Source organism: Methylomonas sp. 2BW1-5-20 (assembly GCF_052474515.1).
The window spans coordinates 4,158,215-4,170,479 of sequence record NZ_CP184127.1 but is presented as its reverse complement, the minus strand read 5'-3'; the positions used below and the strand labels follow the sequence as shown (position 1 = coordinate 4,170,479).

The 12,265-nt window shown below is 55.0% G+C and carries 13 protein-coding genes; 7 read left to right on the top strand and 6 right to left on the bottom strand.

Going from position 1 to position 12,265, the window contains the following annotated elements:
- Nucleotides 1–26: 26 nt before the first annotated feature.
- The 4 genes from ACH50O_RS19260 (at nucleotide 27) to ACH50O_RS19245 (ending at nucleotide 5,545) form a co-directional block, all read left to right on the top strand.
- Complete coding sequence (locus tag ACH50O_RS19260; RefSeq protein ID WP_446809366.1) at nucleotides 27–875, top strand: aldo/keto reductase family protein; 849 nt, start codon at nucleotides 27–29, stop codon at nucleotides 873–875.
- A gap of 181 nt (nucleotides 876–1,056) precedes the next feature.
- Nucleotides 1,057–3,084, top strand: coding sequence for a TonB-dependent receptor plug domain-containing protein (locus ACH50O_RS19255; RefSeq protein ID WP_446809365.1), 2,028 nt, complete (start codon nucleotides 1,057–1,059; stop codon nucleotides 3,082–3,084).
- A gap of 11 nt (nucleotides 3,085–3,095) precedes the next feature.
- Nucleotides 3,096–3,614, top strand: coding sequence for a YfiR family protein (locus tag ACH50O_RS19250; protein WP_446809364.1), 519 nt, complete (start codon nucleotides 3,096–3,098; stop codon nucleotides 3,612–3,614).
- The gene (locus ACH50O_RS19245; RefSeq protein ID WP_446809363.1) at nucleotides 3,611–5,545 is read left to right on the top strand and encodes an ATP-binding protein; all 1,935 of its coding nucleotides are present in this window, start codon (nucleotides 3,611–3,613) and stop codon (nucleotides 5,543–5,545) included. Before ACH50O_RS19250 ends, ACH50O_RS19245 begins: the two co-directional genes overlap by 4 nt.
- Nucleotides 5,546–5,574: 29 nt before the next feature.
- On the opposite strand, the gene ACH50O_RS19240 is transcribed toward ACH50O_RS19245, so the two are convergent.
- The 5 genes from ACH50O_RS19240 to ACH50O_RS19220 form a co-directional block, all read right to left on the bottom strand.
- Nucleotides 5,575–6,051, bottom strand: coding sequence for a CreA family protein (locus ACH50O_RS19240; RefSeq protein ID WP_446809362.1), 477 nt, complete (start codon nucleotides 6,049–6,051; stop codon nucleotides 5,575–5,577).
- 40 nt (nucleotides 6,052–6,091) lie between these two features.
- Complete coding sequence (locus tag ACH50O_RS19235) at nucleotides 6,092–6,568, bottom strand: MEKHLA domain-containing protein (RefSeq protein ID WP_446809361.1); 477 nt, start codon at nucleotides 6,566–6,568, stop codon at nucleotides 6,092–6,094.
- A gap of 9 nt (nucleotides 6,569–6,577) precedes the next feature.
- A complete protein-coding gene (locus ACH50O_RS19230) occupies nucleotides 6,578–7,276 on the bottom strand; it encodes an RES family NAD+ phosphorylase (RefSeq protein ID WP_446809360.1) in 699 nt (232 codons plus the stop codon).
- A complete protein-coding gene (locus ACH50O_RS19225) occupies nucleotides 7,276–7,680 on the bottom strand; it encodes an MbcA/ParS/Xre antitoxin family protein (RefSeq protein ID WP_446809359.1) in 405 nt (134 codons plus the stop codon). Before ACH50O_RS19225 ends, ACH50O_RS19230 begins: the two co-directional genes overlap by 1 nt.
- A 105-nt stretch (nucleotides 7,681–7,785) precedes the next feature.
- Nucleotides 7,786–8,256, bottom strand: a complete 471-nt coding sequence (locus tag ACH50O_RS19220) for a hypothetical protein (RefSeq protein ID WP_446809358.1) — start codon at nucleotides 8,254–8,256, stop codon at nucleotides 7,786–7,788.
- A gap of 153 nt (nucleotides 8,257–8,409) precedes the next feature.
- On the opposite strand from ACH50O_RS19220, the gene ACH50O_RS19215 reads away from it, so the two are divergent.
- Nucleotides 8,410–9,210 (top strand): helix-turn-helix domain-containing protein, encoded by an 801-nt coding sequence (locus ACH50O_RS19215; RefSeq protein WP_446809357.1) that lies wholly within the window; start codon nucleotides 8,410–8,412, stop codon nucleotides 9,208–9,210.
- Between the two features lies 1 nt (nucleotide 9,211).
- On the opposite strand, the gene ACH50O_RS19210 is transcribed toward ACH50O_RS19215, so the two are convergent.
- Nucleotides 9,212–10,372 carry an aminotransferase-like domain-containing protein gene (locus ACH50O_RS19210; RefSeq protein ID WP_446809356.1) on the bottom strand — a complete coding sequence of 387 codons (1,161 nt, stop codon included), beginning with the start codon at nucleotides 10,370–10,372 and terminating at the stop codon, nucleotides 9,212–9,214.
- A gap of 71 nt (nucleotides 10,373–10,443) precedes the next feature.
- Here ACH50O_RS19210 and ACH50O_RS19205 point away from each other — a divergent pair, with 71 nt between their 5' ends.
- Both ACH50O_RS19205 and ACH50O_RS19200 read left to right on the top strand, forming a co-directional pair.
- The gene (locus ACH50O_RS19205; RefSeq protein WP_446809355.1) at nucleotides 10,444–10,941 is read left to right on the top strand and encodes a MarR family winged helix-turn-helix transcriptional regulator; all 498 of its coding nucleotides are present in this window, start codon (nucleotides 10,444–10,446) and stop codon (nucleotides 10,939–10,941) included.
- 6 nt (nucleotides 10,942–10,947) lie between these two features.
- Nucleotides 10,948–12,189: an RNA polymerase sigma factor gene (locus ACH50O_RS19200; protein ID WP_446809354.1), complete on the top strand. Its 1,242-nt coding sequence runs from the start codon at nucleotides 10,948–10,950 to the stop codon at nucleotides 12,187–12,189.
- Nucleotides 12,190–12,265: the final 76 nt, after the last annotated feature.

The following is a 12,265-nucleotide window of genomic DNA, read 5'->3' as shown; positions in this document are numbered from 1 at the left end:
AGATCAAGGCTTTTTCGGGAGCCGTGATGAGCGCCAACGACGTTATTCTCTCCGCAACCGGCGTACGCATGCCGGGCATAATTTACGGTACGGCCTGGAAGCAGGAATGTACCGCTGCGTTGGTGGAACAGGCGATAAACCTGGGGTTTCGCGGTATCGACACGGCTTGCCAGCCAAAACATTATCACGAGGCCGGAGTCGGCGAAGGTATATTGGCGGCTTGCCGCGCATTGGGTTTGCAGCGCACCGATCTTTATTTGCAAACCAAATTCACGCCTTTAAACGGTCACGATCCGCTGCGTATCCCTTACGATCCAAAAGCCAGCCTACCCGAACAAGTCGCGCAATCCTTCCAGGTTTCGTTAAAAAATCTGCAAACCGATTATCTGGATGGCTTGGTGCTGCATTCGCCGCTGGCCGATCGCGGGCAGTTGCTGGAAGTTTGGCAAGCGCTGGAATCTATTCAGCAAAGCGGCGGCACCAAGCAGCTGGGTATCAGCAATTGTTACGATCCGGCTTTATTCGAGTTTTTATACGACAACGCCACGGTTAAACCCGCCGTATTGCAAAACCGGTTTTATGCCGATACCGACTACGATAAGAAACTGCGAGCGTTTTGCCGACAGCAGAAAATTGTCTATGAAAGCTTCTGGACCCTAACCGCCAACCCCAAAATCTTGGCTGACGCGGCTGTGAAAACGCTGGCGGAAAAATACCGACGCAATCCCGCGCAGATATTCTTCCGTTATTTGACTCAGATCGGCATCGTGCCCTTAACCGGTACCACGTCCGCCGAACATATCCGCGAGGATTTGGCTATTTTCCAGTTTGAATTAAACGACCGGGAATGCGAAATACTGGCGGCCTTGCTTTAGCCGGCAACGCATTTAACAGCCGCCTTCTTAAGCAAAAAACGTCTCGCCTCGACACATTAGACAAGGTGAGGGCATTTGTAAGGCTCTCCATGCGTCGGCAGCGCCATCAACTGATTTGCCTGGTTAAGCGTTTACGCTTTTATAATACCGTCAACCTTGCTTATCCAAGCCCCTAAGTATCATGTTAATTCACCGTTATCTGCGTAATTTTGCCTACTTATGCAGCCCGTTTTGCCTGACGCAAATGAACGTGGCGGCTCAAGAAAACCCGACCGATATTGAAGCGACCAACGAACTTTTACCCTTGAGCTGGGAAGAACTGACCGAATTGGAAGTGTCCAGTCTGGCGCGGCAGGCACAAACGGTCAAGGACAGCCCGGCAGCGGCGTTCGTGATCACCTCCGAAGACATCCGCCGCTCCGGCGCCACCAGCTTGCCGGAAGTCTTGCGGATGGTGCCGGGCATGAATGTCGCCAAAATCAATGCCTGGAATTGGGCGGTAAGCGCACGCGGTTTTAACGATTTATACGCCAACAAGCTGCAAGTGATGATAGACGGCCGCAGCATCTACGATCCATTGATCAGCGGAGTCTACTGGGGCCAGCAAAATCCGTCGCTGCCGGATATAGAACGCATCGAAGTGTTGCGCGGCCCCAGCGGCAGTTTGTGGGGCGCCAATGCCGTCAACGGCACCATCAACATCATTACCCGTTCAGCCCGCGATACTCAGGGCGGCTTGATCAATGCCGGCGGAGGCACAGAGGAACGCGGTTTCGGCGGGATTCGTTACGGTCAAAAATTGTCGGAATCCACCTTTCTGCGCGGCACTATCAGTACGATGGTGCGCGACGCCAGCATCGATCTGGCCGGCAAGCAAGACACCCACGACACCGGCGATACCGAGACCGCCAATTTCCGCCTGGACAGCCAGCTTAGTTCTCAGGACAAATTGATGGTGGAAGCCAACGTTTCCCGCTACCGGCTGGGCGGCTACTATATCGGCAAAACCTCGACGACGGCGCCCTTGTGGCAAAACGACGATTTCGGCAGGGACGGCGTAACCGGCAGTTTGCAGGGCAACTGGTCGCATCGCACCGACAGCGGCCACGATTGGCGGCTGAATATGGCGTTTACCCAAACCGAATGGCAATTGGCTGTGAATCGGATGAGCCGCTCGCATTACGATCTGGATTTTCAACACACCCTGCCGGCAATCGACAACCATAAGCTGATGTGGGGTTTGAATTACCAAAATATCGATGACAATTTCGACAACTCGTTGACCCTGGGTTTCGAACCGAATCAATTCACTCAGCATAATGTAGGCGTGTTTCTGCAGGATCAAATCGATTTGTCCAACGATCTGACCCTGACGCTGGGCAACCGGGTCGAACATTTCACTTTCACCGGATGGGAGACCGAACCCAACGCCCGGCTGCTGTGGACGCCCAACAAGCAGCACAGCCTGTGGGCGGCAGTATCTCGCGCCGTGGTGTTGCCGAATCGGGCACAACACAGCATTCGCCTGTTCAAACCGATTCCCGGCACCAGCACTTTTTTCGAAGCCAAAGCCAATCCGGACATGCTCACCGAAAATCTGCTGGCCTACGAATTGGGTTGGCGCTGGCAAATATCCAATAATCTGGATATCGATAGCGCCTTGTTTTACAACATTTACGACCGGATGCAGGGCACCAAATTTACCGGCGTTACTTATAACGACCCGATATACGGCACCATCAAGCAGGCCACCGTGGCCAATTATCGGCAAGTGGACAGTTACGGCCTGGAACTGGCGGTGAATTACCGGGTAAACCACGATTGGCGGCTGCAAGCGTCTTACAGCGCCAACCACTTTTCCGTCAATTACGATAAAAACCAGCCCTGGTTCCGCGATCCGCTCACCGAAGAACATTTCAATCCGCAGCACAATGTGTCCCTGCGCTCCTTGTTCAATTTGACCAGCGAAATCGAACTGGATGCCTGGGCGCGCTATGTCGACGAACTGTATATCGATAGGCGCAGCATTCCGGCCTATATTTCGTTGGACTTACGGCTGGGCTGGCATCCGCACAAAAACCTGGAGTTATCGATAAGCGGGCAAAATCTGCTGGATAACCAACATCCGGAATTCAGCGACGTTCTGTATATCCCGGTCGCCAGCCAGATTCAACGCGGCTACCTGGCGCAAATTTCCTGGCATTTTTAACGCTGTTTAAAGTGCCGATACGTCTGCTCACACCTTTGCTACTCAGCATCTGCGTTTGGTTCGCCGGATTAACGCGCGCCGAGGACGGCAATGGCGTAAATCGCGAGTTTCAATTAAAGACTGCGTATCTGTTTCACTTCGCCGAGCTGGCGCAATGGCCCAATGCCGCCCCGGTCACTATTTGCTTGCAAGGCCGTAGCGTATTGCGCGCCTATTTGCCGGTTTTGGAAGGGCAAAAAATCAACGGCAATGCGGTTCACGTCAATCTGTCGGACTCGCCCGACGTAGCCCAATGCAGTATTTTATTTCTAAGCGACCTGGTCTCGCTCACCCCGGCAATAACAGAACAAGCCAGACAGCATCACGTGTTATTAGTCGGCGATGTGGAGAATTTCGCCAACCACGGCGGTATGGTGCAATTTACGCTACGCGACAACAGACTGAAACTGGTGGTAAATTTAGCGGCGGTGAAATCAGCCGATCTGAAGCTGAGTTCGAAATTACTGCGGATGGCTGAAATAATAGAATGATAGCGTCAACAGATCCACGCGTTTCCATCAGCCGCAAGCTGGGCAAAATCCTGCGGCTGATGGTGATGTTGAGCCTGATGGTGGCGACGGTATCCTTGTCGATTCGCGAATATTCGGCATTGCAGCGGGCCATAGGCCAAAAGCTGACTTTGACCGCCAATATGATCGGCCAGAACAGCAGTTTTGCCCTTTTGTTCGACGATAACCAGACCGCCCAGGAAGTGTTGGATGCGCTGGCCCACGACCCGGACATCATCGCCGGCCAAATCCTTACTCCCAGCGGAGTCACGCTGGTGCGCTACGAAAAACCCACGACCAACTGGCATACTTGGTGGCCCGACTGGCTATCGAAAACCCGGCAGATCACGCAGCCGATATTGCACAAAAACCAACAAATCGTCGGCCACATTACCTTGGTTGCCGATCTGAAACGTTCTTATCATTCGCTGCTGTTCAATACACTGATTAACACCGGTATCATCCTAATAGCACTGAGCGTAGTGGCGTTGTATGTGCAGCGTTTGCAGCGATCGTTTTTAGGCCCTTTGCTGAAATTGGCCAATACCGCGCGGCAAATCGAAAAAGACCACGACTACAGCCGGCGCTCGGATTATGCCGGCAACGATGAAATCGGCGATTTGGCGGAAGCCTTTAACAATATGTTGGCGCAAATCCAGGCGCACGAGACGGAGCTGGAAAGCCAGGTGCTCAGCCGCACCCAGGAGCTTGAATTGGCCAAACAAGACGCGGAATCGGCCAATCAGGCCAAGAGCCAGTTCCTGGCCAATATGAGCCACGAAATCCGCACCCCGATGAATGCGATAGTCGGCTTGGTGGAGTTATGCCTGAACAGCGAACTGAGCTTTAAACAGCGCGAATATCTGAAACGGGTGGAATCGTCCGCGCATTCGCTGATGACGCTGATCGGCGACATTCTGGATTTCTCCAAAATGGAAGCCGGCAAAATGCAGATGGAGACCATTCCTTTTCTGCTGGAAGAAATGCTGGAACATGTGTTTTCGACCATGTTGCAACTCAGCGCGAATAAGGGCATTCAACTGATCAGGCCGCAGGCGGGGCCGGAGTATCACGCGGTGATCGGCGACCCGCAACGGCTGCGGCAGATTTTGATCAATCTGATCGGCAACGCGATCAAGTTTACCGAACACGGCGAGATAAAAGTCAGCCTCTGCGAGCTTGGCCGCGACGAACATTCCGTGCGTCTGCAATTCGCGATCGGCGATACCGGTATCGGCATCACCGCCGAGCAGCAAACCAAGTTGTTCCAGGCTTTCAGTCAGGGCGACAGCAGTGTGACCCGCAACTACGGCGGCACCGGCCTGGGTTTGATCATTTCCAAACAGTTGATTGAGCAGATGGGCGGCAGCATAGAAGTCAGCAGCCGGCCGAATATCGGATCAACCTTTACCTTCGACGTCCTGCTGGGCATCACCGATCTGAACACTATCCGCAACTTTCAAATTCGCCGTCACCGCACCAGCATAGATATGACTAAACTGGTGCGGCTGTATGGGCGGCGGGTGTTACTGGTGGAGGACAACGAAATCAATCGTATCGTCGCTATCGAGTTACTGGAACAGGCGCAAGTAGAAGTCGATATTGCCGAAAACGGCGAACAGGCCTTGGACAAGCTGCGCTGCCACGAATACGACTGCGTACTGATGGATGTGCAAATGCCGGTGATGGACGGCTATCAAGCCACCCGATTGTTAAGAGAGATTCCTTCCTGCCGGGACATACCGGTCATTGCGATGACCGCCAACGTGATGAACAGCGATTATCAACACTGCCTGGCGGCCGGCATGAACGACTTCATCGGTAAACCGATTTTACCGGCCACGCTTTACGAGGCCTTGTTGAAATGGAGCGAACCCCGCGTGGGGCAATCGCTAAATATCGGTTCCGACTAAAGCGCAAGCAGCCGCCCTCTCGGTTTCCACTATCTGCCCCAAGGCATCACCGGCACAGTGGATATGCTATTCGCGGGCGCGCCTTCGATCACTTTGCGGCTGATCGCCAAGTAAACCAGGGTGTTGTGCTTGGCATCCCACAATCGGGTGATGTTGGTGGACTTGAACAGCAGCGAGGTGCTTTCGGAAAACACGGTTTCTTCCTCGGCCAGTTTAGCCGGCAGATTGATAGGGCCGATTTGCCGACAGGCTAGCGAAAACTGCGACGGATCTTCCGCCAAGCCCAAACCACCGGAAATACCGCCGGTTCTGGCCTGACTGATATGACAAATCACATTGGGGATTTTCGGGTCTTCAAACGCATCGACGCAAACCTTGTGATTGGCGCCGATCAGTTTCCAGGCCGTGGTCACACAGCCCACTTCATCGGCCTGCGCCGCGCCGGCCAACGTTAGCAATAACCCGCAGCATAAGCGGCCGCCAAATTTCAATGAGGTTTTCAGCATAAATTTCTCGCAGACAGTGAGTTGATCGGAACGGATAGAGTCAGGGTAACAAGCGCCAGTCGCTAAAACAAGCCGCCTGACCGTAATAGCGTTGCGAGCTATCGTAAACATTCCACACCACCGCGCGCTCGATCAAAAAGCGCTTGCCGGATTTGGCGATACGCACCCCGGCGTAATTATCAATATAGCCTTGGCTGGCGACTTGATTCAACAAACGTTCGCGTTCCTCGCGATTGACCGGTTCCGCCGAAAAGCGCGACGGCATACCGATGAATTCCGGCCAAGGTAGCTCGAATAATTTTTGCGCGGTTTGGTTGGCGTAATTGAATAAGGGATCGGCAGCGGTGTTATGCGACAGCAAGGCGAAATCGGCCTGATAAACTTGCTGACCCAATGACAAGCTCGCGTAGCTTTCCAGCAAAGGCTTGCCCAGTAACTGCCGATAGCTGTGCAACAGCAATTGGATATGGGTTTCGTAAAAATCGTTTTCCGGGCTGGGAACTGGCAAATCGAGCATGGCTATCCATTAAATACCGGGATGGTAAAGTTCTTTTTTATAAACCGCGCTGATTTGCCGGCCGTCCCACACATAACAGTAATGCGCGCCTTGCTTGACCGGCGCCAGCAAGCGCGGTTTGAATACCGCCACGCATTCGCCACCCTCCGCCCGCACACTGGAGTAGACGATACCGTCCGCACCGTCGGCACGCAACTGCCGGGCCAAAGTCTGGGCCGCAGCGTAATTGCCGGTGTCGGCGTCGTAAATATCGGGGATTTCGGCTTGCTGGCCGCGAATGTCGTACAGATCGGCACCCAAATCGGAAGCATAACTACGCATGTCGATTTCAATCGGCGCCTGTTGAGTGGCGGCCAGAAACCGGCTGCGATGAAAGCGGGTTTCGGCAATCGCCGTATCGATGTCCTTAGCCGCGTAATAGACGCCGTAACTGCCGTCGCAAAATCGGCTACCGTCTGGATTCAAGTGAGTGAACGCGGCCATGATCGGCGTAGTTCCCGGTCCGGCAATGCGGTCCGCCGCGGCGACCAAGCTAATTTCGCCGGCTTCGTCGCGTAAACGATCGTTAGTCAGCGCCTCAATGGCGAACACCACGTCCAGGTCAGCCGGGGCTGCAACTCTATCAAACAAGCCGGTCGGCGGAAACCGGCTGGGAATCAGTCGCCAGCAAGGTCGCCACTCTATCCGGCTGATCTTGGGCACCGTCATTAGGCCCAACCGCACTGCGCATCCAGATACTGGCGCACCACATACAAATCCGCCACTCGGCCCGACAGCATGCGTTGCAACGCGGTTTGCCCGGAAAACAACACGGCTTGATTAGGTTGATGCACCCAGCCGTCCGCCGCTTCCGGCTTGGGCAATAAAATCTGCAAGGCTTTATAAATACCGAAGATATACGACAGCCTTTCCAATTTATCCGCGTTCAGGCTGGCCGTTTCCGGGCTTTTCTTCCATTTAAAATAGGTGCTGCGCGATTCCAATCCCAACAGCACCATGGCCTGTTCGACATTTAAGCGCCAAGCATCGGCGATATTGAAAAACGTCCGTAACGCGGCGCCAGCCACCGTCGCACTATCGGCCGGTAATTGTGTCTGAGCGATTGACAACATAAGCCCTCCACAGAACTTTTTAAACTTTAATTTAAAATAAGTCTATTTATGGACTTTGTCAAATTCGTGTTAGCGCTTCCCTCACTGCCTAGGGACGGGTTTGTGTTAAGGATAATCCGCTCTCGAACGCCACGCGGCCCTGGCCACCAAAATCGTCGCCGTCAAAAAACCGACCGTCGTCAATGTAAAACTGATACCCGCTTGAATCGGGAAATGCGGCTCGACCGGCAAAGCCGTGGCATTCGGCTTCGCCGCCAAACCCCGCAATAAAAATGACAATGGGTTGAAAAACGCCCCAAAGCAACAAGCAGCCACCACCCAGACCGGCGGGACTATCGCGTACTGCCGGAATAATAAAAAGAAAATGAACAGAAACTGTGCCATCATCAAATAGTCGATGTGAGCCCGAATAATATCGGCCCGCTCCACCAGATAGCCGGCCAATATACCGTCCGGAAAAAACAGCGTAATGCCCAGTACCCAAGCGATACTCAACGCTATCGCCAGACAGAATATTGCAAACGCCAGCAGAAACACGTTTGCCATCGGTTCGCCTGAAAGTTTTTGCTTGCTCATATGGTTCCTCATCTTAATGGGCACTTTGGCCCCGGTTATCGAATGCCGCTAACGGCCGAACATCCGCGCCACCGGTCGTTGCCAAGCGTTAACGCTTTGGCTAGACTGCCCGACAATATGCCGGTTGGCCGGACGCAACAGGGAGCATAAACAATGACCGATACACCTCGCTTGTATGAACGTGCTGCCGCCAACCCGTTTGATGCACTGTGGGACATCAGCGACGGTCGCACGTTTTTTTGCGGCCCGCTGTACTACAACGCCAACCATCAACACGGTGCCCCGGTGTTCCTGGCCGGACTGTACGGGAAGTTTCGTTTAAAAGTGGCAGGTAGCGATTGGTTGTCCTGCCGCACGGCAGTGATTCCGGCCGGTGTGTGGCACGAACTGGATGTGGGCGGCGATCCGCTGGCGGTGTTTTACATCGAACCGACCATTGCCGGCGTCGAGGCACTGCTACCTTTAACCCGCAATACCCGCTCGGTCAACGGCGCCTTGGTGGGCAACGGCGGCGAAATCGCCTTTATGCGCGACCTGTACGAGACCCGTTACGACCCGCATTGGACCGCGCAACCCCTAACCGATCTACTCAGTTTTTCGAAACGAAAGTCTCAAACCGAAACGATAGATCCACGCATCAGCGAAGTCGTTGAATTTTTATTCGAACACGGTGACGACCTGACCTCGGTCATCACGCTGGCCGCCAATGTGGGACTGTCGCCATCCCGGTTTCAGCATCTGTTTACCCAGCAGATCGGTGTGCCGTTTCGCCGGTATCGCAGTTGGAACCGGATGCGGCAGGCGATCAGCGAAGTCATTAAGGGCCACAACTTCACCGTGGCCGCGCACGCCACCGGTTTTTCCGATTCCGCCCATTTCAGCCACGAATTTCGCAAAACCTTCGGTGCAGCGCCGACGGTAGGCTTGCATAATTTGGCGCGGCTACAACACTAGATCAAACAAACTCTCTAACCAAGCCCGCCAATATCCGCAATCCACGCTCGGCCTGCTCTTCATCCGCGTGACTGAAATTCAGACGCAGTTGGCCACAGGCCTGCACATCCATCGGCAGAAAAGGTTCGCCTGGCATAAATGCCACACCCGCTTCGATAGCCTTGGGTAACAACTGGCGGGTATCGATTTGACGGTTCAGCGTCAGCCAGAAAAACAAGCCGCCGAGCGGAGTTTGCCAGCTGGCCAGATCTGAAAAATGCAGGCGCAGCGCGGATTCGAAGGCATCGCGACGCTGACGATAGTGCTCTGCCAATTCCGCCAAATGCTGGGTTCGGGCCGGATCGTTCAGGTGTTGCAACACCAGCCACTGGCTGACGCGGTTGCTATGTAAATCCGCCGCCTGCTTCAAGTGGGTCAAAAACGGCAGCAGTTCGGGCGCCGCCGCCAGATAGCCCAAACGTAAGCCCGGCGCCAGACTTTTCGAAAACGAGCCTTGATAAATCCACGGCGCGTGTTGCAAACGGGCGCAAACCGGCGTACGTTCGCAAGCGTCGTAAACCAAATCGCGGTAAGGGTCATCTTCGAATAAAGGTATATCGGCGGCATCGCAGGCTGCGGCCAAGGCGGCGCGTTCCGATGCATCCAGGCAGCGCCCGCTGGGATTCTGAAACGTGGGTATCGCATAGGCAAACGCCGGCTTTTCTCGCCGCAGATGGTCCAAATCAGGTGCCCCGACATCGTAAGCGACGAAGCGCGCGCCGAAAAACCGAAACACCTGCAACGCCGCCAGATAAGTCGGCGCTTCCACAGCCACCGGCGTACCGGGATCGATGAACAATTTGGCGACCAAATCGATGCCTTGCTGCGATCCTGACAGGATCAACACTTGTTCAGCTGAACATTGAACGCCCAGGCTTTGCATGTCTTCGGCTATCCGCTCGCGCAATTCCGCTTCGCCTTCGCTGGCACCGTATTGCAGCATATGCCGCGGCATGTCCTGCAGGTTGAATTGCGGAAAGCTATCCAGCGACGGCAAGCCGCCGGCAAAGGAAATCATGCCGGGACGGTCGACAACAGCCAGGATTTCGCGGATCGGCGACGGTTGCAGGTCTTGGGTACGACTGGAAAAGCGGATAGGGTGTTGCAGTAAAAATGAGCTCATGGCGGGTGCTGATAAATGTCAATAAAGTTGACCTATAGCCATGCTAATAGCTATCTGCCTATAATGTCAACATGGTTGACCAAATAACATCTAGCGAACCCCCGCTCAACGGAAATCCAACACCGGCCGATCTGCCAGCGTCGAAGCAGCGCGAAGCGGCGTTGCGCCAGGCTATCGAGCAGTTTTACTTCGGCTATCGCGCCTTTACCGTACAGCCCGACCGAATCCTGGCCGAGCGCGGATTGGGGAGAGTGCATCACCGAATCTTGTATTTCGTCGGCCGTAATCCGCGGATTTCGGTCAACGCGCTGCTTGGCATGCTCAGCGTCAGCAAACAGGCCCTGAACGCGCCGTTGCGGCAGTTAGTGGAAATGCAGCTGGTCATGATAGATACAGCCATACACGATAAACGGGTGCGCGAACTTAGCTTAACGCCGGACGGAACGGCACTGGAAGCACAACTCACTGGTACGCAAATGCAACAACTGCAAGCAGTATTCGAGCAAGTCGGGACCAGCGCCGAAGCCGGCTGGCATCAAGTCATGCACTGCTTAAACGAACAAGGCTGACGGCCGATGGACGAAACCGCCGTACGCGAGACCATCGACGCCATCTATCAAACCGAATCCCGCCACGTGCTGGCAACCTTGATTCGGTTGCTCGGCGACTTCGATCTCGCCGAGGAAGCGCTGCACGATGCCTTTCGAGCCGCGCTGGAACAATGGCCGCGCGGCGGCATACCCGCCAATTCTCGTGCCTGGCTAGTATCGGCCGGCCGCTTCAAGGCCATAGACGCAATGCGCCGGCAAGCCCGTTTGGAGCATCTGGAGGATGCCGAGGCTTTGGCCGATCCGGCCAGCGAAACCGATGAGGGTTGGGACAACGAAAGCCTGGAGGACGACCGTTTACGCTTGATCTTCACGTGCTGCCATCCCGCATTGGCCCCGGATGTGCAAGTGGCACTCACACTCCGCGAGGTATGCGGACTGGCTACCGAAGAAATTGCTCGCGCCTTTCTGACGCCGACGCCGACCTTGGCCCAGCGCATCGTGCGCGCCAAAGCTAAAATCCGCAATGCCCGCATTCCTTACCAGGTTCCCGACACCAACGAATTGCCGGATCGCTTGGAGTCGGTGCTGCGGGTGATTTATCTGGTGTATAACGAAGGCTATTCCGCCTCATCCGGCGACACCCTGACTAGGCGCGACCTGTCGGAAGAAGCGATACGTTTGGGCCGTTTATTGGTGGAACTGTTGCCGGAGCCTGAAGCGCAGGGCTTGCTGGCGCTGATGCTGCTGCACGAATCGCGCCGTGCCGCGCGCAGTTCAGCCGATGGCGAACTGATTCTTCTAAACGATCAGGATCGCTCTTTATGGCACCGGGAGCACATTGCCGAAGGGTCGGCCTTAGTCGAAAAGGCCTTGGCGTCGCGCCGCTTCGGCCCGTACGCACTGCAGGCAGCCATCGCGGCGGTGCACGCTAACGCCGGCAATGCCGCCGCCACGGACTGGCCGCAAATCGTTGCCCTATATGACGTGTTGCTGCGCATCGAGGCATCGCCGGTGATCGAATTAAATCGGGCAGTGGCGGTGGCAATGCGGGACGGGCCGGCGGCAGGATTGGCGTTAATTGAAGGAATACTGCGGCAAGGCGATCTCGCCGATTACCATTTGGCCTACGCGGCGAAAGCCGACTTGTATCGGCGTTTGGGTAGAACCGATGACGCTATCGCGGCATACGAACAAGCCCTGGATTTAACGCGTCAGGAACCGGAGCGGCGTTTTCTGGCAAGCAGATTGCAAGAAATGCGCGGATAATCGGCAAATCGCGCCTATACTTTCACCCATTGAAAGAAGCGCTAACACCCCAAATTCGTCGCCCACAGTGCTCGCT